This window comes from Mesorhizobium sp. WSM3866, assembly GCF_002294795.1.
In the GTDB taxonomy this organism is placed as follows: Bacteria; Pseudomonadota; Alphaproteobacteria; order Rhizobiales; family Rhizobiaceae; genus Mesorhizobium.
In genome coordinates, this window is the sequence record NZ_NSGC01000002.1 from 40,114 (window position 1) to 64,965 (window position 24,852).

A 24,852-nucleotide genomic window follows, 5' to 3' on the forward strand; every position below is an offset into this window, starting at 1 on the left:
GGCCGGCGGCTGTCCGCCGGCCTTTCGGGCTCACAACTAGCTATTCGGCAGCCTGGAGGTTGATCTTGCTTTCCGCGATCTCGGTGAGCTTGCGATCTGTCGCCTCTTCTTCCTTGAGGTTCTTGGCCAGCACATTGGCGCAGTCGCTGCGGCCGAGCTGCTTGGCCCAGGCGATCAGCGTGCCGTAGCGCGTTATCTCGTAATGCTCGACGGCCTGAGCCGAGGCGATCAGGGCGGCATCGAGGACCTCCTTGTCTTCCACGTCGCCGCTCACGTCGTCAGCCTCCTCGAGGATGCCGTCGATGGCGGGGCAGTTGACGGTCTTGGCCTTGACGCCATGCAGCTCGAATACCTGCTCGACCCGTTCGATGTGGCCCTTGGTCTGCGCGAGATGCTTCTCGAAACCGGCTTTCAATTGCGAATCCGTCGCCTTGTCGATCATCTTCGGCAGCGATTTCTCGATCTGTTTTTCGGCATAATAGATGTCGCGCAGCGTGTGGACGAAGAGGTCGTCCAGCGTCTTGATGTCTTTCGAAAAGAAACCCATGGCGGTTGCCTTCCATGTCTGGTGTTGTCCGGAAGTTGCGCGGCCGGTCCGCCGCCAACGCGGCCGGGTTTCGGCCCCGGCCTTGATCGATCAACGTCACCGCGCAGGGCAGGTTCCTGCCGGCGGACGACGCCGCACGGAAATTTCAAGCCACCTTCGATGCGTGAAACAGAAGCGCGCCCAAGCGACATAGAGACGAAACATATGTGATGCAAAAGTCACACGAGCCGGAAACGCGACAAAAGGCTTCGAAAGACCGCGAATCAGCCGCATTCCAGCCACGATGCAACGCGTTTCGGACCAGAAATTAACATCGCGTTCACCGACTATTCACGCCTCAAGGCTATGATCCTCGCAATTCGGAAGGGACATCCGAAAACGGGACAGGGACAGGGAAAATGAACTTCTGGAATCACATCGCCGGCTATGCCGCCGCCATCCGCGAATTCGTCGCGCCGACCTATCGGCCCGAGCGCTATTACATGCGCGGCCCGGGCCCGGCCTGCGCGCGCCGCGGCAACTCGCTCGGCATCGGCACGCACTGACCACGATGCTCGACAGCCGCCACAACAGCCGGATCTGCAAGCCGGCCGACAACACCCGCGCCACGACCTATCGTGACGAGCGCCCCGCCGTCGTCGACGGCAGGCGTGCGACAACGCCGCGACTTTGACGCCGCCGCCGGCTGGCTTAGTGTCCCCCTAGCTTAGTGCCTAGGGGCACAAGCAGCCGGGGCCGACATGACCGACCTGTCCGAACAGAAACGTCCCCTCCTCCCAGGCCAAGCTTACGATGCCCGCCAGCCGCTGCTCGTGTTCGACGGCGTCTGTGTGTTCTGCTCGGGCTTCGTCCAGATCGTCCTCAAGATCGACCGGAACAAACGCTTCCGCTTGGCCACCGCGCAATCGCCGCTCGGCGAGGCGCTGTTTCGTGAGCACGGCCTGCCGACCGAGGATTACGACAGCAACCTCGCCATCATCGACGGCGCCGCCTTCACGAAGCTCGACAGTTTCGTCGCCGTCATGGCGGCGCTCGGCTGGCCGTGGCGCGCCGCGAGATTGCTGCTCGTCCTGCCGCGGCCGCTGCGCGACTGGCTGTACGACCGCATCGCCAAGAACCGCTATGCGCTGTTCGGCCGCAAAGACAGCTGCGAGATCCCCTCCGCCGAGCTGCGGCAGCGGCTGATCAGTTGAGATCGGAGGGTCGGATGAAGCTTCTGATTGTCCGCGGTTACGGCACCTTCGGCGGACGCATCGTGCAGTTGCTGGAGAGCGAGCCGCGTCTGACCTTGCTCGTCGCCGGCCGCTCGCTCGCCAAGGCCGAGGCCTATTGCAAAGGACGAGGCGGTACCAAGGCCAGGCTCGTGCCGGTGAGGTTCGATCGCGACGCGGATTTTATCGCGGCTGGCTCGAACCGGCGCAGGCTTCGAGCACGACCGTATCCCCGGCCGTCCCGCCAAGCTCGCGACAGCCCTTGGCCGTGCACAAGGTCCAGCCTCCCCCGGTTGCGCCGGAGGCCGCGAGCACCAGCCGCGGCTGTGGCCCGATCCGTGGCGCATAGACCCACCATCCGTCCCGCAGCACCGAACCTTCCGGCGGCTCCATGCCGGCGCCGGAGCCCTTGACGCGCGCTTCGACGACGCGCAGACCTGCCGGCGTCACCTTCCAGTCCTCCTGCCAGCGCGTCCGTTCCACCGAATGCGTCCAGGACAAGGTAAAGGCGGCAACGGCAAGCGTCACCGTCTTGCCGGCTGCGAGGATGCACAGGCTCATGCAGGGCCGGCCGCGGATGCCTGGCGCGCGCGCCAGCAGTGCCAGCCGATCCAGAGCAGCGCCAGCGCCCAGCCGGTTTCGTCGGTGAGCGGCAGCGCCGCCACCAGCAGCACGCCGGCGGCGAAGGCGACCAAGCGCTCCCACCAGGCCATGCGGCGAGCGAGGAAGCCGACGGCGGCGGCGCCCCAGAGCACGATGCCCATGCAGGCTTTGGCGACGACGTAGGCGACCTCGACCGGATAGCCGAACGAAGCCGCGATCGGGCCTGCATCCTGCAGCATCAGCGCCGGCGTGTAGACGGCCATGAACGGCACGACGAAGCCGGCGATGGCGAGCTTGGTCGCCTGAATGCCGATCTTCAGCCCGCTTTCCCTGGCCATGGGCGCCGCGGCGAAAGCGGCGAGCGCCACCGGTGGGGTGAGATCAGCCATGATGCCGAAATAGAAGACGAACATGTGGCTGACGATGAGCGGCACGCCGAGCGACAGCAGCGCCGGGCCGGCGAGCGAGGAGGTGATGATGTAGTTGGGGATGGTGGGGATGCCCATGCCGAGCACCAGGCAGGTGAGCATGGTGAGCAGCAGCGACAGGAACAGATTGTTCTCGCCGATGGAGATGATCCAGCCGATGAAGGTCGAAGCGATGCCGGTCAGCGTCAGCGTGCCGATGACGATGCCGACGATGGCGCAGGCGATGCCGACCGGCAGCGCGTTCTTCGCCCCTTCGGCAAGCGATTCGACGCAGATGCGCAGCGTCTCGCGACCGCCCTTGAAAGTGACGCAGGCGACAATGAGCGCCGCGATGACGAGGCCGAGGATGTTGACGCCGAAGCGCATGAAGGAGGCGGCGGCAAGGCCGAGCGCCAGCCAGAAGACGACGCGGAAGGCGAACGGTCCGATCAGCGCCGCCAGCGGCGTGCCGAGGATCAGCACGATGGTCAGCGCCAGGCCCATGGTGCCGGCGAAGATCGGCGTATAGCCGGCGAAGAGCAGGTAAACCAGCACGGCAAGCGGCAGCACCAGCGGCCAGTGCTGCCGCACCGCATCCCAGGGATTGGGCAGCTCAGCCTTGGCCATGCCGTGCAGGCCGGCCTTGCCCGCCTCCAGATGCACCTGCCAGAAACAGGCGCCGAAATAGAGCAGCGCCGGAATGATCGCCGCCTTCACCACCTCGGCGTAGGGGACGTTCAGCGTCTCGGCCATGATGAAGGCGACCGCGCCCATCACCGGCGGCATGATCTGGCCGCCCATCGAGGACGTTGCCTCGACGGCGCCGGCGAAGGCCGAGCGGAAGCCGAAGCGCTTCATCAGCGGAATGGTGAACTGGCCGCTCGCCACGACATTGGCGACGCCCGAACCGGAGATGGTGCCCATCAGCGCCGAGGAGAGCACGCAGACCTGGGCCGGACCGCCGCGCCAGGAGCCGACCAGGCCAAGCGCGAAATCGTTGAACAGCGCGATCATGCCGGCGCGTTCGAGGAAGGCGGCGAAGACGACGAAGATGAAGATGTAAGCCGCCGAGACATAGACCGGCGTGCCGTATATGCCTTCGGTGCCGAAGGCGAAGGTGTCGACGAGCTGGGCGAAATCGTAGCCGCGATGGATGAAGGGCGGCGGCAGGTGATTGCCGACGAAGCAATAGGCGAGGAAGATGAAGGCGATCACCGCGAGCGGCAGCCCCATCAGCCGCCTTGCCGCTTCGAAGACGAGCACCACCAGCAGCGTGCCGACGATCAGGTCCGGCGTGGTGAGGAAGCCGGAGCGGCGGATGAGGTCGGCGTAGAAGACCCAGTTGTAGAGGCCGGTGCCGAAGCCGAGCGCGCCGAGCGTCCAGAACGCGGCCTTCGCCGCTACGCCGGTGGCGCGCAGGTTGGCGATCAGGCCGAAGCCGAGCAGCAGCAGGAAGCCGACATGCATGGCGCGCACCACCTGGCTGGGCAGGCTGCCATAGGCGGCGATGTAGATCTGGAAAACGGAGAAGGCGACGGCAATCAGGAAGGCCGCCTTGCCGGCGATGCCGCCGCCGAAGCCCGGCGGCAGGCTTTCGACCTGTTCTTCGGCGACAGGGAGATGAAAAGTGGTCGAATTGCCGTCGGTCGTTGTTCCAGACGTTGCTTTGCTCATCCGACGCGCTCCATAGCAGACTGCCGCGCCATCCTCGCTTACTTGATCAGCCCTTTTTCCTTGTAATATTTCTCCGCGCCGGGATGCAGCGGCACCGGCATGCCGTCCAGCGCCTTGGCCGGATCGATCGCCTTGGCGGCGGCATGGGCGGCGGCGAGCTGGTCGAGATGCTCGAACATCAGCTTGGTCATCTGATAGGCGGTCTCGTCGGAAACATCGGCCCGGGTGACAAGGAAATTGCCGACCGCGGCGGTGGCGACATCCTCGGTCTGGCCCTCATAGGTGCCCTTGGGAATGATCACCGAAAGATAGGGCGAGCCGATCTTGGCGACGTCCTCGGCCGGCACGGCGACGACGTTGATCGGCACCGAAGTTGCGAGGTCGCGGATCGAGGCGACGCCCAGGCCCGCCGATTGCAGCGTGGCGTCGAGCTGCCGGTTCTTGATCAACTCGACCGACTCGGCGAATGGCAGGTACTCGACCCGTCCAAGATCCTCATACTTCAGCCCGGCGGCGGCGAAGATGGCGCGGGCGTTGAGCTCGGTGCCGGAGGCGGGCGCGCCGACCGACAGGCTCTTGCCCTTGAGGTCGGCGAGGGTCTTGATGCCGGACTCCTTGCTGGCGACGATCTGAATATAGTTCGGATAGATGGCGGCGATGCCGCGCAGCTTGTCGAGCTTGCCGGGGAAGCCGGCTTCGGTGTTGCCTTCGGCGGCGAGCTTGACGGAATCGCCGAGCGCGAAGGCGATCTCGCCCTTGCCCTGCTGCAGCAGGTTGAGGTTCTCGACCGATGCCTTGGTTGCCTGCACCTGGGTGCGGGCGCCTTCGATGCCCTTGCCGTAGATTTCCGACAGCGCGACGCCGAGGGGATAGTAGACGCCCGACGTGCCGCCGGTCAGCACGGTGATGAATTCCTGTGCCCCGGCCGACATGGCGCCGAGGCCGAGCGACAATGCCAAAGCGCCGGCGGCAACAAATTTCGTCCTGAAATCGAGCATTTTGTTTCCTCCTCCTGATGGTCGCGCCGCGCCGCCTCTGCCGGCGCGAAGCTGGGAGTTTAGACAGGAGACGCCAAATGCCAACCCGCAATTGCAGCCATTAGACGAACGATCGAGGGGTGGCGAAAGCGCCGGCTTGCGCTCGATTGCTTTGGAGGCGAAAGATTTTCGCGGCGCCTGTCGAAATCGGCCGTGGCCGCACGACATAGGTCGGCCCGCGACGACGCGGCCTTCGAGAAAACGGAGAAGACCATGCGATACATGCTTTTGATCTACAATGACGAAGCGGCAATGGCGAATGCGCCGCGCGACAAGACCGAACAGACGCTTGCCGCCTACGGTGCCTATACCGAAGCCTTGAAGAAGTCCGGCGCGTACCTCGCCGGCGAAAGGCTGCGTCCGACCCAGGCGGCCACTTCGATACGGCTCGCCGACGGCAAGACCAATGTGCTCGACGGTCCCTATGCCGACACAAAGGAACAGCTTGCCGGCTTCTACATGATCGAAGCGACCGACATCGACACCGCTATGGAATGGGGCGCGCGCTGCCCGGCAGCCAGCACCGGCACGGTCGAGGTGCGGCCGATCTGGGAAATGACCGACTACCGGTCCTAGCAATATGGACAAGCGCCCGGAGACGGCGCGGGCGGCGGCCGAGGCGGCCGCCCGGCAGAGCTACGGCAAGCTGGTTGCCTATCTCGCTGCTCGCATGCGCGACGTTGCCGGCGCCGAGGACGCGCTGGCCGACGCGTTCGCCGCCGCACTGGAGCGCTGGCCGAAGAGCGGCGTGCCCGAAAAGCCGGAGGCCTGGCTGCTGGCGGTGGCGCGCCGCCGCGACGTCGACGCCGTGCGGCGGCGGCTGACCGGCGAGGCGGCCCGCGGCCACCTGCAGCTGATTGCCGAAGAGGCGGAGGCGCGCATGACGCACGAGGATTTGCCCGACGAGCGGCTGAGGCTGATGTTTGCCTGCGCACATCCGGCGATCGAGGCCAGCGTACGCGCGCCGCTGATCCTGCAGACCGTGCTTGGCTTCGACGCCGCAACCATCGCCTCGGCCTTTCTGGTCTCGCCGACGACGATGGGCCAGCGCCTGGTGCGCGCCAAGAGCCGCATCCGCGAGGCCGCCATCCCCTTCCGGGTACCGGAGCGGGCCGAGCTCGGCGAGCGGCTCGATGCGGTGCTGGAAGCGATTTACGCCACATTCGCCGAGGGCTGGTCGGATCCGGCCGGCACCGAGACGCGCCGACGCAACCTGGCTACGGAAGGCATCTGGCTCGGCCGGCTGGTCGCGTCGCTGATCCCGGATGAGCCGGAAACGCTCGGGCTCCTGGCGCTGATGCTTTTCGCCGACGCGCGGCGCACGGCGCGGCGCAGTCCCGACGGCGACTTCGTGCCGCTGGCTGAGCAGGACGTGGCGCTTTGGGACGACAAGCTGATCGACGAGGCGGAAGCGCTGCTCAGGCGCGCCGCGATCAGGGGAACCATCGGCCGCTACCAATTGGAGGCTGCGGTCCAGTCGGCGCACACGGCAAGGCGGCGGAGCGGCCGCACCGACTGGACCGCGATCCGCCAGCTTTACGACGCGCTGATGGCGATTGCCGGCTCGCCGGTGGTGGCGATCAACCGCGCTGTCGCGATCGCCGAAGCCGAGGGCGCAGCCGAGGGTCTTGCCGCGCTCGACGAGATCGGCGGCGATAAGCGGCTTGCCGAATACCAGCCCTATTGGGCGGCGCGGGCCGAGCTCTTAGCCAGGCTCGGCAGGACGGCCGAGGCCGCCGAGGCTTACGACCGGGCGATCGGCCTCGAGCGCGATCCGGCCTTGCGCCATTTCCTGCAGGCCGAGCGGGGGAAGCTGGTCCGCAACTGAGGCGAGACGGCGGTTCCAGCAACTAGTCCTGCGGCCACATCTCATGAGAAAGGTTCAGTTTCCGCATGATCGCATGCTGGCGCAACTTGCCCCACAGCCGTTCGATGTTCGGCCAGGCTACGCGAGCGCTCTTGGTGTCGGGATGCCAGGCCACCAGCATCACGAGATAGATGTCGACCAGCGAAAATTCCTCACCGGCCAGCCACTCACGGCCGGCGAGCGCGCTATCGAGAATGGCAAAGCCGCGATCCATTTCGGCGATAGCCGCCTCCTTGACCACCAGCACGCTATCGGCGTCGGCCGTGTAGCGGTGGGGGTAATAGAGCCTCAGGATCGCGGGATAGAGCGCCGACGACATGAAGGCCATCCAGCGCAGGAAATCGGCGCGCGCCGGCGAGCCCGCTTGCGGCGCCAGATGCGCTTCTGGATGACGCTCGGCGAGCAGGATGCAGATCGCCGCCGATTCGGTCATCGACCGGCCGTCGGGCAATGTCAGCGTCGGCACCTGGTTCAGCGGGCTGATGGCGAGGAAAGCCGGATCGGGCGGATCCTTCTTCGGCACGTCGATCTGCCGGAAAGGCGCGCCGGCGATAGCCAAGGCCGCCTCGACGACGAAGCCGCCGCTGCCGGGACGCGTGTAAAGCTTGTACATAAAATCCTCCCGCCGGCCGATTCGAGGCCGGCGGCGATTTGAACCGGAAGCGGCGCCTTCCTCAAGCCGGGCTCCGCTTGCCACAGACGCTTTTTGAGCGATCCAGCTTGCATCATCCCGGGAGTGCCGCTTGTTCGCAAGCTCTTGAGATTGGCTGTGGCGTTCCCGACTTGGTCATCCACGTGCGAGCAACGAGCTGCGCGACGCGCGCAGACCCGAGGATCCATGCCTTGACGTCTCCACGTCACAAGCGTTGCGGATCTTTCTGCGGAGGAGGAACAGCGGCTCCGTTAATCTCGGATAAGACAGGTGGTATCCATTCTGGACCGTGGCATTTCCCGGCCATTCTTCGAGGTATGAGCGCCTACGCCCCCAGCCCGTCGAACAGGATCGTCGAGAGATAGCGCTCGGCGAAGGACGGGATGACGACGACGAGGTTCTTGTCCTTGTTTTCCGGCCGCGAGCCGACGACGATCGCCGCCTGCAGCGCGGCACCCGACGAGATGCCGACCGGCACGCCTTCGAGGCGGGCGACGAGGCGCGCATTGGCGACCGAATCCTCGTTCGAGACCCTGACGATCTCGTCATAGATCGTGGTGTCGAGGATCTTGGGCGCGAAGCCGGCGCCGATGCCTTGAATCTTGTGCGGGCCGGGCTGGCCGCCGGAGAGCACCGGCGAGGCTTCCGGCTCGACCGCCACGACATGCAGCGAAGGCTTGCGCTTCTTCAGCACCTGGCCGACGCCGGTGATCGTGCCGCCGGTGCCGATGCCGGCCACGAAGATGTCGACCTCGCCATTGGTGTCGTTCCAGACCTCCTCCGCCGTGGTGCGGCGGTGGATTTCCGGATTGGCCGGATTCTCGAACTGCTGCGGGATGATGGCGTTGGGCAGCGTGGCGGCAAGCTCGTCGGCCTTGGCGATGGCGCCCTTCATGCCTTTCGGGCCTTCGGTGAGCACCAATTCGGCACCGAGCAGCGCCAGCATCTTGCGACGTTCGACCGACATTGTCTCCGGCATGGTGAGGATCAGCTTGTAACCCTTGGCGGCGGCGGCGAAGGCCAGCGCGATGCCGGTGTTGCCGGAGGTCGGTTCGATCAGCGTGGTCTTGCCCGGTGCAATCTTGCCGGCCTCCTCCAGCGCCTCGATCATCGAGACGCCGATGCGGTCCTTGACCGAGGCGATCGGGTTGAAGAATTCGAGCTTGCCCAGCAGGTTGGCGACGACGCCCTTCTCCTTGGCGAACTTATCCAGCCGCACCAGCGGCGTGTCTCCAATCGTCTCGGTGATCGAGTTGAAGATGCGGCCGCGGCCGGGGACGCGCGCGGAGGTGACGGGCTTGTTCATTGGTTTCGCTCCCAAGGCAAAGGCATAGGCATACAGAATAAGGCTTTCAGCCGCGCAAGATAGGCTGCCCGCCGAAAATATCCGAGTGGGGCGGCTGCTGAAAACCTCCCCGCCGGAAATGCATTTTCCGGATCGGCCCGTTTTGGGGATGCTTTCCCCGAAACGGGGGCCGGTTGAGAATGCGGCCTATTGACGGGCCGCGATGGCGGCTGCCGCTCCCATCATGAAGCCGGCGGCGGTGCGGTTCAGCACCTTGAGCGCGCGCGGCGATCTCAGGAACCAGCGCGCCTTGGCAGCCAGCGCCAGATAGGGGACCAGCACCACGAACAGGACGACAACGGTCAGCGCGACAAGGATGCCGTAGTCGGCCGGCGTGATCGTCTTCAGGTCGACGATGGTCGGCGTGATGGCGAGATAGAAGATCATCGTCTTCGGGTTGCCGAGCGTCACCGTCAGCCCGGCGATGAAGCTCGACGCCAGGCCGCTCTTGCTCTTCCGCGCCTCGACCGTTTCGGGCGAGATGCCGCTCGTCCAGAAGCGCCAGGCAAGGAAGGCGAGATAAGCGACGCCCGCCCATTTGATGGCGAGAAACACCATGCCGAAGGTCTGGGCGACGAAGGCGAGGCCAAGCACGACGGCGGTGAGGTAGGTAATGTCGCCGAGCATGAGACCGAACGACATGGCGAGCGACGAACGGAAGCCGGAGCCGAGCGCGCGGGCAACAAGCGCCGTCACGCCGGGACCCGGAATGGCGGCGGCGACGCCGAGGGCGGCGCTGTAGGCGAGAAATCCTGTCAGTGTCATGGTTTGAACCCAGCGCTATCCCGGGATCGGGATCCAGAGCGGCAGCCTCCTACCACGGTGCCGGGGCGGCGTTAATTGCCTTGCAGCCGGATTCGGTTGCACCAGCGCCGCTTCAGGACCGGCCGTCGCCGTAGGTGACGCGCCATATCGTGCCGTTGCCGTCCTCGGTCAGGATCAGCGAACCATCCTTCGCCACCGCGACACCGACCGGCCGGCCCCAGACCGCATCGTCGGCAATGACGAAGCCGGTGGCGAAATCCTCATATTCGCCGGTCGGCTTGCCGTCCTTGAACTTCAGCCGCACCACCTTGTAGCCGGTGCGGACATTGCGGTTCCACGAGCCGTGCAGGGTGACGAAGGCGTCGCCCTTGTAGTCGGCCGGGAAGTTGCCGCCCTCATAAAAGGCGATGTTGAGCGGCGCCGAATGTGCCTGGATCAGCACGTCCGGCACCGTGACCTTGCCGGCGAGATCGGGCCGCGCGCCTTTGTGGCGCGGATCCTCGTTGTCGCCGATATAGTACCAGGGCCAGCCATAGAAGGCTCCCTCCTTGACGGCGGTCGCATATTCGAAAGGCACGTTGTCGCCGAGCTCGTCGCGTTCGTTGACGACGCACCAGAGCGCGCCCGTAGCCGGCTGCACCGTCATGCCCGAGCAGTTGCGCAGGCCGGTGGCGACCATCCTGCGGTTCTTGCCGTCAGGATCGAAAGCGAGCACATCCGCTCGGCCTTCCTCCGCGCCCCAGGTAGCGCCGAGCGGTGCCGATCTCGCCCATTCTTCGACGCCGCCCTTTGGCCTCGCTCCCATGCCCTCTGCGGTATTCGAGCCCGAGCCGACCGAGAGATAGAGCGTCTTGCCGTCGGGCGAAAAAGCGATGTCGCGCGTCCAGTGATGGCTCGACGGGATGTCCGAGACGATCGTTTCGGGCTCGCCGGAAGCTTTGAGGTCGCCGTCGCGATAGGCAAAGCGGACGACGCTGTTGCTGTTGGCGACATAGACCCATTGCGGCTTGTCGCCCGGCGGATAGAAGGCGATGCCGTAGGGCCGGGTCAGGCCTTTGGCAAAGACCGACTTCTCGGCGGGCTTGGCGCTGCGTTCGGCCAGTCGATAGACGCGGACCTGGCTCGCCCTGCTGTCGGCGACGAAGAGATCGCCGTTCGGCGCCGTGCGCACGACACGCGGGCTGCTGATGCCCGAAGCCACCAGTTCGGCCGAAAAGCCGGGTGGAAGGGCTGGCGTGGCATCCTCGGGGCGATCGGTGACACCGCCGCCGTTCGAGGCGGATTCGGCGACATTTGGCTTCGGGAGATCGTCGGGCCTGATGAGGCGCCGCACGCCGGGCCGGTCGGCCCTCCAGTCACCGAAGGCCTTTTTGCCGGTGAGCAGGGGCTGGTCGGCCTGCTGCGCGACGGCGCCGGAGGCCAGGAACAAAGCGAGGGCGGCAAGGCCGGCAATCCGTATCATGCTGTTCTCCGTTATTCGCCAACGTGCATCAGCAACCAGACAGCGAATATCGGGCAGGCTTTCCAAAAGAGAAGCCGGGCATGCAGATTTTGACGGAAAGCGCCGGCAGTTCAGCTCTCTTCGATATCCAGATCGTCGTCGAGCTGCTTTTCCAGCGCGACCAGATCGGCCGGCAGCGGCAGGCCCATGGCGCGCATTTCCCTGAGCTTCTCGCGCAGTAGCTCCTGGATCTCGTGATCGTCTTCCGGTTGGTTCACCATCTCCTCGAGCAGCAGGCTGATCTGGGCCTTGAACGATTCCAGCGCCATTTCCACCCTCCTTGCGACGTTTCCGGCTCGCCTACCTCAGCATGCGCGAAATCAACTGGGCCGTATAGTCGACCATCGGAACGATGCGGGCATAGTTCAATCGCGTCGGGCCGATGACGCCGAGCGCGCCGACGACGCGCGCATCCTTGTCGCGATAGGGCGCGACCACGAGCGACGAACCGGACAGCGAAAACAACTTGTTCTCCGAGCCGATGAAGATGCGCACGCCCGGACCTTCCTCGGCGAGGTCGAGGAGCTGCAGCAGTCCGTCCTGCGTTTCCAGATCCTCGAACAGATGGCGCAGCAACTCGAGATCGGCCTGGGCGGTGACGTTTTCCAGAAGATTAGCGCGGCCGCGCACGATGAGGCGCGCCGGCAGGCCGCTTTCGGCGCCGGCCCATACCGCGAGGCCCTTCTCGACCAGCTCCTGCGACAAGGTGTCGAGAGCCGCCCTGGTCTCGTCCTTGATGCGCGCGATCTCGACCCGCGCCTCGGCCAGCGTGCGGCCGCGGATATGGGCGTTGAGGAAGTTCGAGGCCTCGTGCAGCTGCGAGACGGTGATGCCGGCCGGCAGGTCGACAACGCGGTTCTCGACATCGCCGCTCTGCGACACCAGGACGGCGAGCGCCTTGGTGGGTTCCAACTGGATGAACTCGATGTGCTTCAGAGCCACCTCGTTCTTGGCGGCGAGCACCAGGCCGGCGCCGCGCGACATGCCGGAGAGCATCTGGCTGGCCTCGGTCAGCATATGCTCCAGCGTGGCGCCCGAGCCCGAGGCACGCACCTGCGCCTCGATGACGCGACGCTCGTCGTCCGACAGATCGCCGAGCTCCATGAAGGCATCGACGAAGAAGCGCAGGCCGGTCTGGGTAGGCAGGCGGCCGGCCGAGATGTGCGGCGCGTAGATCAGCCCCAGATGCTCGAGGTCGCTCATCACGTTACGGACGGTGGCCGGTGACAGCGACGACGGCAGGATGCGCGACAGGCTGCGCGAGCCGACCGGCTCGCCGTCGCGCAGATAGGAATCGACAATCCGCCGGAAGATGTCGCGCGAGCGCATGTCGAGCGACTGAAGCACGGGCGGCTGCGATGCGGGATCGACTGCCTTGTTCATTCCAGCGAAGAACCTCCTATCGAAAGATATAGACTTAAGCCTCCGTGGTGCAACCCGGGCCATTTTCGCTAGCGCCGTTTCCTTGGCGCCCCGTTTCCTTGGCGCCCTTTTCCTTTGCGCCATCCGTCGCATGCGTCTACAAGCCGCCGACGAATCCAAAACCATAGGAAAGAAGGCCGAATGCGCCCCTCCAAACGCCAGCCCGACGAAATGCGCGCCATCTCCTTCGAGCGCGGCGTCTCCAAGCACGCCGAAGGCTCGTGCCTGGTGAAGTTCGGAGACACGCATGTGCTGTGCACGGCGAGCCTGGAGGAAAAGGTGCCGGCCTGGATGCGCAATTCCGGCAAGGGCTGGGTTACGGCCGAATACGGCATGCTGCCGCGCTCGACGGGCGAGCGGATGCGCCGCGAGGCTTCCGCCGGCAAGCAGGGCGGCCGCACGCTGGAGATCCAGCGGCTGATCGGTCGTTCGTTGCGCGCCGTTGTCGACCTGCAGGCGCTAGGCGAACAGCAGATCACCGTCGACTGCGACGTTATCCAGGCCGACGGCGGCACCCGCACCGCCTCGATCACCGGCGGCTGGGTGGCGCTCTATGACTGCCTGCGCTGGATGGAAGCGCGCCAGATGGCCAGCGTTTCCAAGGTGCTCAAGGACCATGTCGCGGCGATCTCCTGCGGCATCCATGACGGACAGCCGGTCATCGATCTCGATTATCTCGAGGATTCCTCGGCTGGCACCGACGCCAATTTCGTCATGACCGGCAAGGGCGGCATCGTCGAGATCCAGGGCACGGCGGAAGGCGAGCCCTTCTCCGAAGAGCAGTTTTCGGCACTGATGGGACTGGCCAAGAAGGGTATTTCTCGGCTGGTCAGCCTGCAGCAGATGGCGGTGGCGTAGGGTCACCGATGAGGTCGACGATCCTTCGCATCCCCCTCTGGCCTGCCGGCCATCTGCCCGACAGGGCAGAGGGGGGTGCTTCGTGACTCCCTCCGCGATTCTGGAATCAGCGCTCTACGTCACAGATCTAACCGCTGCCGAAGCCTTCTACCGCGACATCCTCGGCCTGGATCCGCTGGGCAAGGTCGAAGGTCGCCACGTCTTCTTCCGCTGCGGCAACGGCGTGCTGCTCATCTTCAATGCCGAGGCGACGAAAATTCCGCCGGCGCCCGACGCCAGGCTGAAGGTGCCGCCGCACGGCACGGTCGGCGAAGGGCATCTTTGCTTCACCGCGACTGCGGCCGAGATCGCCCAATGGCGCAAGCATTTGGCGGCCAAGAACATCGCCATCGAAAGCGATTTCGAGTGGCCGCAGGGCGGACATTCGATCTATATCCGCGACCCTTCGGGCAATTCGATCGAGTTCGCCGAACCAAGGATCTGGGGTCTCTGAATGCATTCTTTGAACGGACAAAAGATCGTCGTCGCCAGCCACAATGAAGGCAAGCTGCGCGAATTCGCCGACTTGATGGCCCCGTTCGGCTTCGAGGCGAAGTCGGCCAAGGATTACGGCCTGCCGGAACCGGACGAGACCGGCACGACCTTCGAGGAGAATGCCTATATCAAGGCCTATGCCGCCGCCAAGGCCACCGGCCTGCCGGCGCTGTCGGACGATTCGGGGCTCTGCGTCGACGCGCTCGACGGGGCGCCCGGCGTCTACACCGCCAACTGGGCCGAGACGGCGGACGGCACACGCGATTTCGGCATGGCCATGCAGCGCACCGAAGTGGCGCTGCAGGAGGTCGGCGCGACCGAGCCGGCGCAGCGCACCGGCCGTTTCGTCGCCGTCATCTGCCTCGCCTTTCCCGATGGCGAGGCCGAATATTACCGCGGCGAGGCCGAAGGCACGCTGGTCTGGCCGCCGCGCGGCACGCTCGGCTTCGGCTACGATCCGGTGTTCCTGCCCAACGGCTTCGCCAAGACTTTTGGCGAGATGAGCGCCGAGCAAAAGCATGGCTGGAAGCCCGGCCAGGCAACAGCCCTGTCGCACCGCGCCCGCGCCTTCCAGAAGTTTGCCCAGGCCCGCTTGGATTTGGCGCGGCTGGATCTGGCGCGGCTCAGGTCAAAATGATCGGAACAGGCCAGACCATGCCGCTCGACCGCAGCCCCGGCTTCGGCGTCTATATCCATTGGCCGTTCTGCGCGGCCAAATGCCCTTACTGCGACTTCAACAGCCACGTTCGCCACCAGCCGGTCGACCAGGAGCGTTTTGCGCGGGCCTTCGAGACGGAGCTCAAGACGATGCGCTCCCGCACCGGGCCGCGCGAGGTGACCAGCGTCTTCCTCGGCGGCGGCACGCCGTCGCTGATGAAGCCGGAGACGGTGTCAGCGGTTCTGGAAGCCGTAGCGAAGAACTGGACGGTGCCTGCCGGGATCGAGGTGACGCTGGAGGCCAACCCGTCCTCGGTCGAGGCGGAGCGCTTCCGCGGTTATCGGGCGGCCGGCGTCAACCGTGTCTCGCTCGGCGTGCAGGCGCTGAACGACAAGGACCTGCGCTTCCTCGGCCGGCTGCACAATGTCGAGGAGGCGCTGCACGCCATCGGGCTGGCGCGGGAAATCTTTCCGCGGCTCTCCTTCGACCTGATCTATGCGCGGCCCGGCCAGACGCCGGAGGCTTGGGCTTTAGAGCTTGAGGAAGCGATCGGGCACGCCGCCGACCACCTGTCGCTCTATCAGCTCACGATCGAGGAGGGCACGCCGTTCCATGCACTCCACTCAGCGCGAAAATTCGTCCTGCCCGACAACGACCATGCCGCCGACCTCTACGCGCTGACGCAGGAGGTGACCGCGGCGCACGGGCTTCCGGCCTACGAAATCTCCAACCACGCGCGGCCGGGCGCGGAAAGCCGGCACAACCTGACTTATTGGCGCTACGGCGAATATGTCGGCGTCGGACCCGGCGCGCATGGCCGCTTCGTCGAGAACGGCCGCCGTACCGTGACGGTCGCGGAAAAGGTGCCTGAGACCTGGGCCAACCTGGTCGAAGCCAGGGGCCATGGCGTCAACGGCGGCGAGGTGCTGACGCGCGCCGAAGAAGCCGACGAGTTCCTATTGATGGGGCTGCGGCTGGCCGAAGGCATCGACCTCCAGCGCTACGAGACGCTTGCCGGGCGTAGTCTGGCGAGCGACCGATTGTCGGTGCTGCAGGAAGAGGGGCTGGTGGCGCCGGTCGGCAACGCCCGCCTCCGCGCCACGACCGCCGGCATGATCGTGCTCGATGCGGTGGTGGCAGACCTCGCGCGGTGAAAAAGGTTCTCTTCGTCTGCAGCCAGAACCGCCTGCGCAGCCCCACCGCCGAGCAGGTGTTTTCCAGGCGCCGCGACCTCGAGGTCGAATCGGCCGGCACCAATCACGACGCGGACAACCCGCTGACGCATGAACTGGTCGCGTGGGCCGAGATCATCTTCATCATGGAGAAGGCGCATCGCGTCAAGCTGCAGAAGAAGTTCCGGTCAAGCCTGATGCGGGCACGGGTGATCTGCCTCGACATCCCGGACAACTATGCGTTCATGGATCCGGAACTGGTGCGGCTGCTCGAGGCGAAGGTCACTAACTATCTGGGCTGAATGGCGTCAGGCGCCAAGCATGGCGCTTCGCTCCTCGCTCCGCCTGGGATGAGGCGAGAGATCGCGAAGGGTCGCAGCTGCTCTAGGCGTCGTGCTTCTGACGCTGCTTCCCGCGATCCTTTTCCGCATGCGCCTCGCCGGAACGGCCCTGCTTCAGGTCGGTCTTGTCGCGGCGGTTCCCGTGCTGGGCGGCGATCGGATGGGAAGGAATGCCCTCGCGGGCGGTCTTGCTTTCGAGTCGTGTGATGAAAATGTCGAAGCGATTGGGCATCGTCCGGTCAGTGCTCCGTCGTGCTTTCGGTTTCGGTCGAGGCGTCTTGAACCGCGGGGCTTGGAAGCGGCTTCATCGCTTCCTTGTCCTTTGTCCTGGCGGAGGGTTCCCGATCCTCCGAACCGGCAACCTTCTCCGATCCGGCAAAGCGCTTGCAGCCCGAATAATAGGGCGTGAAAGCGTCTTGAATGATCAGGCTGTCCATCCTGTCCTCCTCCTCGGGAATCAGGGGTAAAATCCGCCTTACGCGGTTTGGTTCCGCATCGTGGCAAAGGCATGGCGATTCCCTTGCATCGCCATCACGTTTTGCAACCGCAGATCAGCCGTGGCAAACAGTGGCGCGTGGGAGGGCCTCAATTGACCGGCGACAAACGCAGCTATGTAATCGGGCAGACCGAAATTGCGGCGCGGCCGCTGGAGCCGGCGCTCTATCTGGTGGCGACGCCGATTGGCAATCTCGCCGATGTCACGCTGCGTGCGCTGGAGACGCTGGCCGGCGCCGACATCGTTGCCTGCGAGGACACCCGCGTCTCGCGCGTGCTGCTCGAACGCTACGGCATTCGCCGGCGCACCACGGCCTATCACGAGCACAATGCAGCCGAGGCCGGGCCGAAGCTGATCGAGTCGCTCGCTGCCGGACAAAGCGTGGCGCTGATCTCGGATGCCGGCACGCCACTGGTTTCCGATCCCGGCTACCGGCTGGTCGGCGAGGCGCTGGAGCGCGGCATCCGCGTTATTCCGGTGCCCGGACCGTCGGCGGCGCTTGCCGCGCTGACCGCTTCCGGCCTGCCTTCCGACACCTTTCTGTTCGCCGGCTTCTTGCCGGCCAAGGCGGGCCAGAGGCTCACCAAGCTCGAAAGCTTCAGGCAGGTGCCGGCGACGCTCATCTTCTATGAATCGCCGCGCCGGCTGGCCGAGACGCTTGCTGCGATGGCGCAAGCGCTTGGCGGAGCGCGCAAAGCGGCGATTGGCCGCGAGCTCACCAAGGCGTTCGAGGAGATGCGAACGGGAACGCTCGGAGAGCTCGCCGATCACTACGCGGCGGCCGAGACGCCCAAGGGCGAAATCGTGGTCTGCGTCGGCCCGCCGGAGGCGGCCGAGGACCAGCCGGCCGACATCGACCGGCTGCTGTTGTCTTTAGCCGCCGAAATGCCGGCCTCCAAGGCGGCGGCGGAAGCGGCGAAAATGACCGGTGGCCAGAAACAGGCGCTCTACCGCCGGCTGATCGAGCTGAAGGCGGACGGCGGTGGCTGAGCGCACCGTCGTTTATCGGCGAAAAGCCTATCGGCGCGGCCATCGCGGCGAATGGCTGGCGGCGCTGGCGCTGATGCTGAAGGGCTATCGCATCCTTGCGCGCCGCCATCGCACAAAGCTCGGCGAGATCGACCTGATCGCCAGGCGCGGCGACCTTGTACTGTTCGTCGAGGTCAAGGCGCGGCGGACGCTGATGGATGCGATGGAAGCGATCGCCCACGCCTCGGAACGGCGCATCGAGGGTGCCGCCGACCTCTGGCTGTCGCGACAGCCGGACTATGGCCGGCTGTCGGTACGCTTCGACATGGTGGCGGTGCTGCCCTGGCGCTGGCCGGTGCATGTCGAGAATGCGTTTTACGGGCGGAATTGAGTAGCTTACCCTCCCAACTTGTGGAGAGAGTAAGCTCACCCCCAGATCATCAGCGCCACCAGTCCTAGCCCGCCAACCACCAGCCGCCACCAGCCGAACAGCGAATAGCCCCTGCGCGAGACGTAATCGAGCAGGAAGCGCACCACGAAGAGCGCGGTGACGAAGGCGGCGATGAAGCCGACGGCAATGATCGGCAGGTCGGCCGAGGTCAGCACGTTGCGGTTCTTGAACAGATCGAAGGCGAAGGCCCCGACCATGGTCGGCATGGCGAGGAAGAAGGAAAACTCCGCCGCCGCGCGCTTGTCGACGCCCAAGAGCAGCGCGCCGACGATGGTCGAGCCGGAGCGCGAGGTGCCGGGTATCAGCGACAGGCACTGGAACAGGCCGATCTGCAGGTAAAGCCTGGTCGGAAAGCGCTCGACGTCGCGGTAGACGGGCTTCAGGTTCATGCGGTCGACGGCGAGCAGCACCACGCCGCCGATGACCAGCATGATGCAGATCAGGCGCGGCGATTCGAACAGGAAGGTCTTGATGAAGTCATGCGCCAACGCGCCGATGACCGCCGCCGGCAGGAAGGCGATGAGGATGCCGATGGCGAAATGCCTTGTCAGCCGGTCATGCGGCAGTTCGAGCAGCATCTTCCAGAGGCGGCGGAAATAGACGCTCAAGATCGCAAGAATCGCGCCGAGCTGGATCAGGATCTCGAAGGCCTTGCCGGTCGAATGGAAGCCGAGGAAATGGCCGGCGAGCAGGATGTGGCCGGTCGACGAGACCGGGATGAATTCGGTCAGGCCCTCGATCAGACCAAGCAGCAGCGCTTCGACGATGGTCTGGCTTTCCATGGCAACCTCTGCTTCGAGTGACGGCTAAGGGGAAGGGCTTGCTTGTCATGGCGCGGAAGTGCCCCTATAGGTCGCAACACATGACAGTCCCTGGAATCGGGCCGCCAAGACTTACCGGCGCTCACACCAATTTGCCAGTGCGCCCTATCATCGCGGAACCATGCTGACGCTTTTTCACCACCCGATGTTCGCCACCTGCCGGTTCGTCCGCCTCGCCTTTGGCGAGTATGGCGAGGAGCTGGCCTTGATCGAGGAGAAGCCCTGGACCCGGCGCAAGGAGTTTCTGGCGCTCAATCCGGCCGGCACGCTGCCGATCCTGCTGGCCGAAGGCGATGTGCCAATCGTCGGCGCCATGGTCATTGCCGAATATCTTGACGAGACACGCGGGGTGCTGAAGCGCGACAGGCGGCTGTTTGCCGAGGACCCGATGCAGCGCGCCGAAATCCGGCGACTGACCGACTGGTATCTCAGCAAGGCCGAAAGCGAGGTCACCCGCCATCTGGTGCGCGAGCGGGTGCTGAAGCCGGTGATGCCGGAGACGGCGGGCGGCGGCTCACCCGATTCGGGCGCAATCCGCGCCGCGCGCGCCAACATCCGCCAGCACATGAAATACACCAACTGGCTGGCGGGCACGCGTCATTGGCTGGCCGGCAACAAGGTGACCTATGCCGACCTCGCCGCGGCCGCGACGCTTTCCGTGCTCGACTATCTCGGCGAGATCGACTGGCGCGAGCACGCGGCGGCGCGCGAATGGTATACTCGCGTGAAATCACGGCCGTCGTTCCGGCCGCTGCTCACCGATCGCGTGCGCGGCCTGTCGCCGGTATCGCATTATGCGGACCTCGATTTCTGACACGACGAAGCTGCGCGCGCTGATCGACGCGGAGGCGCGCCGCGCCGGCTTCGACGCCGTTGCCGTCACCCGGCCGGACGCGATCCCGCTGGCTCCCGCGCGCCTGGCCGAGTTTGTCGCCGAGGGATTTCACGGCTCGATGGACTGGATCGCCGAGACGATCGGGCGGCGCGCCGAGCCTTCGACGCTGTGGCCGGAAGTGCGTTCGATCATAGTGCTCGCCATGAACTACGGTCCGGACCGGGATCCGCGCGATGTCCTCGACAAACACGATCGCGGCGCGATCTCGGTCTACGCGCACAATCGCGACTATCACGACGTGATGAAAGGTCGGCTGAAGGAAATCGCGGGCAAGATCGTCGCGCGGGCCGGCGGCGACGTGAAGGTCTTCGTCGACACCGCGCCGGTGATGGAAAAGCCGCTTGCCGAAGCCGCGGGGCTGGGCTGGCAGGGCAAGCACACCAACCTGGTGAGCCGCGAGCATGGCTCATGGCTGTTCCTCGGCACCATCTTCACCACGGCCGAGCTTGAGCCGGACAAAGCCGAGATCGACCATTGCGGCTCCTGCCGCGCCTGCCTCGACATCTGCCCAACCGATGCCTTCCCGGCGCCCTACCGGCTCGATGCGCGGCGTTGCATCTCCTACCTCACAATCGAGAACAAGGGACCGATCCCGCGCGAATTTCGCGAGGCGATCGGCAACCGCATCTATGGCTGCGACGACTGCCTCGCCGTGTGTCCGTGGAACAAATTCGCCAGCGTCGCCGCCGAGGCCAAGCTTGCCGCTCGCGAAAATCTGCGCGAGCCGCGGCTGTCGGAGCTGCTGTTGCTCGACGATGCGACGTTCCGCTCCTTTTTCTCGGGCTCGCCGATCAAGCGCATCGGCCGCGACCGTTTCATCCGCAACGCGCTGATCGCCGCCGGCAATTCGGACGATGCCTCGCTGACGCCGGTCGCGCGCGGCCTAATCGACGACGGCTCGCCGCTGGTGCGGGGTGCGGCAGTATGGGCGCTATCGCGACTGATGGAGCGGCGCGATTTTGCGGAGCTCGCCGCATCGGCCTTGCAGGCCGAAGGCGATGCAACGGTGCGCGAGGAATGGCTGTCAGCGCTGCCGGTTCCCGCAAAGGACCATTGAAGAAGAGGATTTAATTGATGGGCGAGAGACGCTTCTTCATTTTCGGCGCCGGCTATTCCGGCAAGGCTTTTGCGAGAGCCAATGAAGATGGCGCGCCGATCCTTGGGACGACGCGATCGCCGGAAAAATTCGAGGTGTTGCGGCAGGCAGGCATCAATCCGTTAAGCTTCGACGGTTCGTTGACGGCGGAAATCAGCGATGCGCTTCGGCACACAACACATCTCATCGTCTTGGTCGCTCCGGACGAAGCGGGCGATCCGGTGCTCAACGCGGCAGGCGAGGCGATCCGGGCCAAGATGCCGGCGCTCCAATGGATCGGCTATCTTTCCACCGTCGGCGTCTACGGCGACCATGGCGGCGCCTGGGTCGACGAGAGCGCCGAGTGCAGGCCGGTTTCGAAGCGCTCGGTAATGCGGGTGGCGGCCGAACAGGAATGGCTGGCTCTTGGGCGGGAAATCGGAAAGCCGGTAGCGATCCTGCGGCTTTCCGGTATTTACGGCCCGGGCCGCAACGCGCTGGCCAATCTCGAGGACGGCACCGCGAGGCGGCTGGTCAAGCCCGGCCAGGTCTTCAACCGCATCCATTGCGACGACATCGCCGGCGCCCTGTGGCACCTGGCCGATAGCAATCGCGGCGGCATCTTCAATGTCACCGACGACGAGCCGGCGCCGCCGCAGGATGTCGTCGCCTACGCCGCCGGGGTGATGGGCGTGGAGGCGCCGCCGGAAATCCCCTTCGAAACCGCGCAACTTTCGCCCATGGCGCGGTCCTTCTACGGCGAAAACAAGCGCGTCGCCAACGCGGCGATCAAAGCGGCAGGCTACAGCTTTCGTTTGCCGAATTACCGGGTGGCGCTGGAGCGGATGTGGGCCGACGGCAACTGGCGAGACGGACAGCCGCGCAGTCCGATGAAACGCTCGTGAGCGAAGCGACGTGCATGGCGTGATATGATTCGCGCCTGAACTGCGTCGCGAATCTTTCAGCTTCGCTCCATGCGCTCCAGTTTTGATTTTATGCATGTCTTTATCCCGAAACCGGGTCCCACTTTCGGGAGACATGTTTTAGCATGCCGCCTGAGATTGCGTCGCGCCACTGGAGAGGGGACCCGACCTGATGACGTTGCGACCGCTGCCCGACAGGAAGCCGTTCCTGACCGCCGCGCTTGCCCTGGTGACCTTAGCCGGGCTGGCGGCGGCCGCGATCTCGGCCGAACCGCGCGCAAAAGACCTGTTCGGCGCCAAGAAGCTGCCGGCGGTGGCGCACGCGCAATCGTTCGGCTTTTACTCAAGAGGCTGCTTCACCGGCGGCGTCGCCTTGCCGGTGGACGGGCCGAGCTGGGAGGTGATGCGCCCCTCGCGAAACCGCCGCTGGGGCCATCCGGCGATGATTGCGCTGATCGAGAAGCTCGCGCGAGACGCCCAGGCGGATGGCTGGCCGGGGCTGCTGGTCGGCGATGTCTCGCAGCCGCGCGGCGGCCCGATGACGACCGGCCATGCCTCGCACCAGATCGGCCTCGATGCCGACATCTGGCTGACGCCGATGCCGCGGCGGCCGCTGACCATGGCGCAGCGCGAGAGCATGAGCGCGACGCTGATGGTCGACGAGAAGACGCATCTGGTGAAGGACGCGCTGTGGACGCCGTCCCATACGCGGCTTTTGAAGCGTGCGGCGAGCTACCCTGAAGTCGAGCGCATCCTGGTCAATCCGGGCATCAAGAAGAAACTTTGCGACACGGTCACCGGCGATCGCTCCTGGCTGCGCAAGATCCGGCCGTTCTGGGGCCATGACTATCATTTCCACATGCGTATCGGCTGTCAGGCGGGCTCGCCTGGCTGCAAGGCGCAGGAGGCGACGCCGGCCGATGACGGCTGCGGCAAACCGCTTGCCTGGTGGTTCACCGAGGAGCCGTGGCGGCCCAACAAGAACCCGGATGCGCCGAAAGCGCGCGATCTGATGACCATGGCCAATTTGCCGAAGGAGTGCCAGGCGGTGCTTGCAGCGCCGGACGCGCCTTCTCTGGAAGCGGTCACCTATCAGGGCGACGGCGCGGCAGCTGTGGCGGCGGCCAAATCGAAAGCGACCGAGCCGGCGGAGACGATCTCCAGCGATGCGGCGACGCTGCCGGCGGCGGCGAGCTCCTTTGCGCCGACGCCCAAAATCGGCATTCCAGTGCCCCGGCCAAGGCCGGGGAACTGAGGCCACGCCACGGCGTCCAGATGGTCGAGGCCGGCGGCGCCCCACATCCGCCTGGCTGCCGCAATGCGGGCTTTCTTCTTGCGAAGCTGGCGATTGGCGAAACCATTGGCGACAGTGCCCCTCTCCCCGTCACTGACGGGGAGAGGATGCCGACAGGCAGGTGAGGGGCGGCGCCGACGCTCGAGATAGGCACCGAAGCCGCTTTCCCTTTGCAGGACCATGCGCTAGTCAGCGACGGAGCGGGAACGAACGGGACAAAAAGCATGGTTGGCGAAGACGATACAGCGCTGCGGTTTCCGGTCCTGATCGGTGATATCGGCGGCACCAATGCGCGTTTCTCGATCGTGCTCGACGCCAATTCGGAAGCGACCGAGCCGCAAATCGTCCAGACGGCCAATTTCAAGACCATCGACGAGGCGATCCAGGCGGCGGTGCTCGACCGCTCGTCGATCCAGCCGCATTCGGCGGTGCTGGCGGTGGCCGGGCCGGTCGACGGCGACGAGATCCGGCTGACCAACTGCCCGTGGGTGGTTAAGCCGCACCAGATGTTTGCCAATCTGGGCTTGAGCGAGATCGTCGTGCTCAACGATTTCGAGGCGCAGGCGCTGGCGGTGGTGGCGCTGGGCGAAGAGCATATGGAAAAGATCGGCGGCGGGACGCCGGAGCCGAATGCCGGCCGGGTCGTGCTCGGCCCGGGGACGGGGCTCGGCGTCGCGGGGCTGATCTACGCGCTGCGCCGCTGGATACCGGTGCCGGGCGAGGGCGGGCATATGGATATCGGCCCGCGCACGCCGCGCGACTTCGAAGTGTTTCGGAATATCGAAAAGCTCGAGGGTCGCATCTCCGGCGAGCAGATCCTGTGCGGCCGCGGACTGGTCAATGTCTATCGCGCGGTGGCCAGGGCCGACGCAAAGCCGACGCCTTTCACGACGCCGGCGGAGGTTACGGCGGCCGCGCTCGCTAAATCCGATCCGGTGGCACAGGAAGCGCTGGAACTGTTCGCCACCTGCCTCGGCCGCACCGCGGGTGATCTCGCGCTGGTGTTCATGAGCCGCGGCGGCGTGTTCCTGACCGGCGGCATCGCGCAAAAAATCGTGCCGGCGCTGAAAGCCGGCAATTTCCGCGCCGCGTTCGAGGACAAGGCGCCGCACAGCGCGCTGATGCGCACGATGCCGGTCTATGTCATCACCCACCCGCTGGCCGCGCTCCTCGGGCTGGCCGCCTATGCCAGAACCCCGTCGCTGTTCGGCGTTCAGACCGCCGGACGGCACTGGCGGGCATGAGCGCGCCCGGGTTCGGGATGGCAATCGGCCACCGCGACGAAGTTTCGCCATAGGCAAGCCGTAGCCGGGGCGCTAAGAGGGTGCCGAAAT

The 24,852-nt window shown here is 65.5% G+C and carries 29 protein-coding genes; 16 read left to right on the forward strand and 13 right to left on the reverse strand.

Annotated elements, in window-relative coordinates:
* Positions 1-40 precede the first annotated feature (40 nt).
* Positions 41-547: a ferritin-like domain-containing protein gene (locus CK222_RS04215; protein ID WP_095799521.1), complete on the reverse strand. Its 507-nt coding sequence runs from the start codon at positions 545-547 to the stop codon at positions 41-43.
* A 398-nt stretch (positions 548-945) separates the two neighbouring features.
* Here CK222_RS04215 and CK222_RS04220 point away from each other — a divergent pair, with 398 nt between their 5' ends.
* Both CK222_RS04220 and CK222_RS04225 read left to right on the forward strand, forming a co-directional pair.
* Positions 946-1,092 (forward strand): hypothetical protein, encoded by a 147-nt coding sequence (locus CK222_RS04220; protein WP_082980733.1) that lies wholly within the window; start codon positions 946-948, stop codon positions 1,090-1,092.
* 195 nt (positions 1,093-1,287) lie between these two features.
* The gene (locus CK222_RS04225; protein ID WP_095799522.1) at positions 1,288-1,740 is read left to right on the forward strand and encodes a DCC1-like thiol-disulfide oxidoreductase family protein; all 453 of its coding nucleotides are present in this window, start codon (positions 1,288-1,290) and stop codon (positions 1,738-1,740) included.
* A 201-nt stretch (positions 1,741-1,941) separates the two neighbouring features.
* Here CK222_RS04225 and CK222_RS04230 read toward each other — a convergent pair whose 3' ends face one another.
* From CK222_RS04230 to CK222_RS04240, 3 genes are read right to left on the reverse strand one after another with little or no spacing between them, the layout of a single operon-like run.
* Complete coding sequence (locus CK222_RS04230; protein ID WP_095799523.1) at positions 1,942-2,319, reverse strand: DUF1850 domain-containing protein; 378 nt, start codon at positions 2,317-2,319, stop codon at positions 1,942-1,944.
* On the reverse strand, positions 2,316-4,442 hold the full coding sequence (locus CK222_RS04235) for a TRAP transporter permease (protein WP_095799524.1): 2,127 nt from the start codon (positions 4,440-4,442) through the stop codon (positions 2,316-2,318). The genes CK222_RS04230 and CK222_RS04235 overlap by 4 nt, the downstream gene beginning before the upstream one ends.
* 38 nt (positions 4,443-4,480) lie before the next feature.
* A complete protein-coding gene (locus CK222_RS04240; RefSeq protein WP_067003186.1) occupies positions 4,481-5,440 on the reverse strand; it encodes a TAXI family TRAP transporter solute-binding subunit in 960 nt (319 codons plus the stop codon).
* 252 nt (positions 5,441-5,692) lie between these two features.
* Between CK222_RS04240 and CK222_RS04245 the strand changes: the two genes are divergently transcribed.
* A complete protein-coding gene (locus tag CK222_RS04245) occupies positions 5,693-6,055 on the forward strand; it encodes a YciI family protein (protein WP_067003312.1) in 363 nt (120 codons plus the stop codon).
* A 4-nt stretch (positions 6,056-6,059) separates the two neighbouring features.
* Complete coding sequence (locus CK222_RS04250) at positions 6,060-7,307, forward strand: DUF6596 domain-containing protein (protein ID WP_067323449.1); 1,248 nt, start codon at positions 6,060-6,062, stop codon at positions 7,305-7,307.
* A gap of 22 nt (positions 7,308-7,329) precedes the next feature.
* Here the strand turns inward: CK222_RS04250 and CK222_RS04255 are convergent, their stop codons facing one another.
* The 6 genes from CK222_RS04255 to hrcA all read right to left on the reverse strand — a co-directional run bounded on the left by CK222_RS04255 (position 7,330) and on the right by hrcA (position 12,992).
* Positions 7,330-7,959 (reverse strand): glutathione S-transferase family protein, encoded by a 630-nt coding sequence (locus tag CK222_RS04255; protein WP_095799525.1) that lies wholly within the window; start codon positions 7,957-7,959, stop codon positions 7,330-7,332.
* A gap of 364 nt (positions 7,960-8,323) precedes the next feature.
* Positions 8,324-9,304 (reverse strand): cysteine synthase A, encoded by a 981-nt coding sequence (cysK, locus tag CK222_RS04260; protein ID WP_095799526.1) that lies wholly within the window; start codon positions 9,302-9,304, stop codon positions 8,324-8,326.
* A 186-nt stretch (positions 9,305-9,490) separates the two neighbouring features.
* A complete protein-coding gene (locus tag CK222_RS04265; protein WP_095799527.1) occupies positions 9,491-10,108 on the reverse strand; it encodes a LysE family translocator in 618 nt (205 codons plus the stop codon).
* Positions 10,109-10,220: 112 nt separating this feature from the next.
* A complete protein-coding gene (locus CK222_RS04270) occupies positions 10,221-11,570 on the reverse strand; it encodes a sorbosone dehydrogenase family protein (RefSeq protein ID WP_095799528.1) in 1,350 nt (449 codons plus the stop codon).
* A gap of 110 nt (positions 11,571-11,680) precedes the next feature.
* Positions 11,681-11,878 carry a hypothetical protein gene (locus CK222_RS04275; RefSeq protein ID WP_067003314.1) on the reverse strand — a complete coding sequence of 66 codons (198 nt, stop codon included), beginning with the start codon at positions 11,876-11,878 and terminating at the stop codon, positions 11,681-11,683.
* A 31-nt stretch (positions 11,879-11,909) separates the two neighbouring features.
* The gene (gene hrcA / locus CK222_RS04280; RefSeq protein ID WP_067323456.1) at positions 11,910-12,992 is read right to left on the reverse strand and encodes a heat-inducible transcriptional repressor HrcA; all 1,083 of its coding nucleotides are present in this window, start codon (positions 12,990-12,992) and stop codon (positions 11,910-11,912) included.
* A 180-nt stretch (positions 12,993-13,172) separates the two neighbouring features.
* On the opposite strand from hrcA, the gene rph reads away from it, so the two are divergent.
* The 5 genes from rph (at position 13,173) to CK222_RS04305 (ending at position 16,555) form a co-directional block, all read left to right on the forward strand.
* A complete protein-coding gene (gene rph, locus CK222_RS04285) occupies positions 13,173-13,889 on the forward strand; it encodes a ribonuclease PH (protein WP_067003199.1) in 717 nt (238 codons plus the stop codon).
* An 82-nt stretch (positions 13,890-13,971) separates the two neighbouring features.
* A complete protein-coding gene (locus tag CK222_RS04290) occupies positions 13,972-14,382 on the forward strand; it encodes a VOC family protein (protein WP_095799529.1) in 411 nt (136 codons plus the stop codon).
* Complete coding sequence (gene rdgB, locus CK222_RS04295; RefSeq protein WP_067323458.1) at positions 14,383-15,060, forward strand: RdgB/HAM1 family non-canonical purine NTP pyrophosphatase; 678 nt, start codon at positions 14,383-14,385, stop codon at positions 15,058-15,060.
* The gene (hemW, locus tag CK222_RS04300) at positions 15,057-16,235 is read left to right on the forward strand and encodes a radical SAM family heme chaperone HemW (protein ID WP_095799530.1); all 1,179 of its coding nucleotides are present in this window, start codon (positions 15,057-15,059) and stop codon (positions 16,233-16,235) included. Before rdgB ends, hemW begins: the two co-directional genes overlap by 4 nt.
* A complete protein-coding gene (locus CK222_RS04305) occupies positions 16,232-16,555 on the forward strand; it encodes a low molecular weight protein tyrosine phosphatase family protein (protein WP_095799531.1) in 324 nt (107 codons plus the stop codon). Before hemW ends, CK222_RS04305 begins: the two co-directional genes overlap by 4 nt.
* Positions 16,556-16,637: 82 nt before the next feature.
* On the opposite strand, the gene CK222_RS04310 is transcribed toward CK222_RS04305, so the two are convergent.
* Together CK222_RS04310 and CK222_RS04315 are read right to left on the reverse strand one after the other, a co-directional pair.
* A complete protein-coding gene (locus CK222_RS04310; protein ID WP_067323462.1) occupies positions 16,638-16,826 on the reverse strand; it encodes a hypothetical protein in 189 nt (62 codons plus the stop codon).
* A gap of 7 nt (positions 16,827-16,833) precedes the next feature.
* A complete protein-coding gene (locus tag CK222_RS04315) occupies positions 16,834-17,031 on the reverse strand; it encodes a hypothetical protein (protein ID WP_067003211.1) in 198 nt (65 codons plus the stop codon).
* 152 nt (positions 17,032-17,183) lie between these two features.
* Between CK222_RS04315 and rsmI the strand changes: the two genes are divergently transcribed.
* Together rsmI and CK222_RS04325 are read left to right on the forward strand one after the other, a co-directional pair.
* Positions 17,184-18,080 carry a 16S rRNA (cytidine(1402)-2'-O)-methyltransferase gene (gene rsmI / locus CK222_RS04320; protein ID WP_095825083.1) on the forward strand — a complete coding sequence of 299 codons (897 nt, stop codon included), beginning with the start codon at positions 17,184-17,186 and terminating at the stop codon, positions 18,078-18,080.
* Positions 18,073-18,450 carry a YraN family protein gene (locus CK222_RS04325; protein ID WP_095799533.1) on the forward strand — a complete coding sequence of 126 codons (378 nt, stop codon included), beginning with the start codon at positions 18,073-18,075 and terminating at the stop codon, positions 18,448-18,450. Before rsmI ends, CK222_RS04325 begins: the two co-directional genes overlap by 8 nt.
* 35 nt (positions 18,451-18,485) lie before the next feature.
* Here CK222_RS04325 and CK222_RS04330 read toward each other — a convergent pair whose 3' ends face one another.
* Complete coding sequence (locus CK222_RS04330; RefSeq protein ID WP_095799534.1) at positions 18,486-19,292, reverse strand: undecaprenyl-diphosphate phosphatase; 807 nt, start codon at positions 19,290-19,292, stop codon at positions 18,486-18,488.
* A gap of 160 nt (positions 19,293-19,452) precedes the next feature.
* On the opposite strand from CK222_RS04330, the gene CK222_RS04335 reads away from it, so the two are divergent.
* The 5 genes from CK222_RS04335 (at position 19,453) to CK222_RS04355 (ending at position 24,762) form a co-directional block, all read left to right on the forward strand.
* Complete coding sequence (locus tag CK222_RS04335; RefSeq protein ID WP_067003220.1) at positions 19,453-20,145, forward strand: glutathione S-transferase family protein; 693 nt, start codon at positions 19,453-19,455, stop codon at positions 20,143-20,145.
* Positions 20,126-21,283: a tRNA epoxyqueuosine(34) reductase QueG gene (gene queG, locus CK222_RS04340; RefSeq protein ID WP_095799535.1), complete on the forward strand. Its 1,158-nt coding sequence runs from the start codon at positions 20,126-20,128 to the stop codon at positions 21,281-21,283. Before CK222_RS04335 ends, queG begins: the two co-directional genes overlap by 20 nt.
* Before the next feature lie 17 nt (positions 21,284-21,300).
* A complete protein-coding gene (locus CK222_RS04345) occupies positions 21,301-22,206 on the forward strand; it encodes an SDR family oxidoreductase (protein WP_095799536.1) in 906 nt (301 codons plus the stop codon).
* 190 nt (positions 22,207-22,396) lie between these two features.
* Positions 22,397-23,479: a penicillin-insensitive murein endopeptidase gene (gene mepA / locus CK222_RS04350; RefSeq protein ID WP_067323472.1), complete on the forward strand. Its 1,083-nt coding sequence runs from the start codon at positions 22,397-22,399 to the stop codon at positions 23,477-23,479.
* A gap of 263 nt (positions 23,480-23,742) precedes the next feature.
* Positions 23,743-24,762 carry a glucokinase gene (locus CK222_RS04355; protein WP_095799537.1) on the forward strand — a complete coding sequence of 340 codons (1,020 nt, stop codon included), beginning with the start codon at positions 23,743-23,745 and terminating at the stop codon, positions 24,760-24,762.
* Positions 24,763-24,852: the final 90 nt, after the last annotated feature.

Bases quoted from the DNA above. Each gene is read 5' to 3' on its own strand.
- CK222_RS04255 (WP_095799525.1), bottom strand. From the start codon at position 7,959: ATGTACAAGCTTTACACGCGTCCCGGCAGCGGCGGCTTCGTCGTCGAG.
- CK222_RS04240 (WP_067003186.1), bottom strand. From the start codon at position 5,440: ATGCTCGATTTCAGGACGAAATTTGTTGCCGCCGGCGCTTTGGCATTG.
- CK222_RS04310 (WP_067323462.1), bottom strand. From the start codon at position 16,826: ATGCCCAATCGCTTCGACATTTTCATCACACGACTCGAAAGCAAGACC.
- CK222_RS04335 (WP_067003220.1), top strand. From the start codon at position 19,453: ATGCTGACGCTTTTTCACCACCCGATGTTCGCCACCTGCCGGTTCGTC.
- CK222_RS04250 (WP_067323449.1), top strand. From the start codon at position 6,060: ATGGACAAGCGCCCGGAGACGGCGCGGGCGGCGGCCGAGGCGGCCGCC.
- rdgB (WP_067323458.1), top strand. From the start codon at position 14,383: ATGCATTCTTTGAACGGACAAAAGATCGTCGTCGCCAGCCACAATGAA.
- hemW (WP_095799530.1), top strand. From the start codon at position 15,057: ATGATCGGAACAGGCCAGACCATGCCGCTCGACCGCAGCCCCGGCTTC.
- CK222_RS04330 (WP_095799534.1), bottom strand. From the start codon at position 19,292: ATGGAAAGCCAGACCATCGTCGAAGCGCTGCTGCTTGGTCTGATCGAG.
- CK222_RS04220 (WP_082980733.1), top strand. From the start codon at position 946: ATGAACTTCTGGAATCACATCGCCGGCTATGCCGCCGCCATCCGCGAA.
- mepA (WP_067323472.1), top strand. From the start codon at position 22,397: ATGACGTTGCGACCGCTGCCCGACAGGAAGCCGTTCCTGACCGCCGCG.
- CK222_RS04355 (WP_095799537.1), top strand. From the start codon at position 23,743: ATGGTTGGCGAAGACGATACAGCGCTGCGGTTTCCGGTCCTGATCGGT.
- CK222_RS04265 (WP_095799527.1), bottom strand. From the start codon at position 10,108: ATGACACTGACAGGATTTCTCGCCTACAGCGCCGCCCTCGGCGTCGCC.
- CK222_RS04230 (WP_095799523.1), bottom strand. From the start codon at position 2,319: ATGAGCCTGTGCATCCTCGCAGCCGGCAAGACGGTGACGCTTGCCGTT.
- CK222_RS04270 (WP_095799528.1), bottom strand. From the start codon at position 11,570: ATGATACGGATTGCCGGCCTTGCCGCCCTCGCTTTGTTCCTGGCCTCC.
- queG (WP_095799535.1), top strand. From the start codon at position 20,126: ATGCGGACCTCGATTTCTGACACGACGAAGCTGCGCGCGCTGATCGAC.
- CK222_RS04245 (WP_067003312.1), top strand. From the start codon at position 5,693: ATGCGATACATGCTTTTGATCTACAATGACGAAGCGGCAATGGCGAAT.
- CK222_RS04345 (WP_095799536.1), top strand. From the start codon at position 21,301: ATGGGCGAGAGACGCTTCTTCATTTTCGGCGCCGGCTATTCCGGCAAG.
- CK222_RS04235 (WP_095799524.1), bottom strand. From the start codon at position 4,442: ATGAGCAAAGCAACGTCTGGAACAACGACCGACGGCAATTCGACCACT.
- cysK (WP_095799526.1), bottom strand. From the start codon at position 9,304: ATGAACAAGCCCGTCACCTCCGCGCGCGTCCCCGGCCGCGGCCGCATC.
- CK222_RS04315 (WP_067003211.1), bottom strand. From the start codon at position 17,031: ATGGACAGCCTGATCATTCAAGACGCTTTCACGCCCTATTATTCGGGC.
- hrcA (WP_067323456.1), bottom strand. From the start codon at position 12,992: ATGAACAAGGCAGTCGATCCCGCATCGCAGCCGCCCGTGCTTCAGTCG.
- CK222_RS04225 (WP_095799522.1), top strand. From the start codon at position 1,288: ATGACCGACCTGTCCGAACAGAAACGTCCCCTCCTCCCAGGCCAAGCT.
- CK222_RS04275 (WP_067003314.1), bottom strand. From the start codon at position 11,878: ATGGCGCTGGAATCGTTCAAGGCCCAGATCAGCCTGCTGCTCGAGGAG.
- CK222_RS04215 (WP_095799521.1), bottom strand. From the start codon at position 547: ATGGGTTTCTTTTCGAAAGACATCAAGACGCTGGACGACCTCTTCGTC.
- rph (WP_067003199.1), top strand. From the start codon at position 13,173: ATGCGCCCCTCCAAACGCCAGCCCGACGAAATGCGCGCCATCTCCTTC.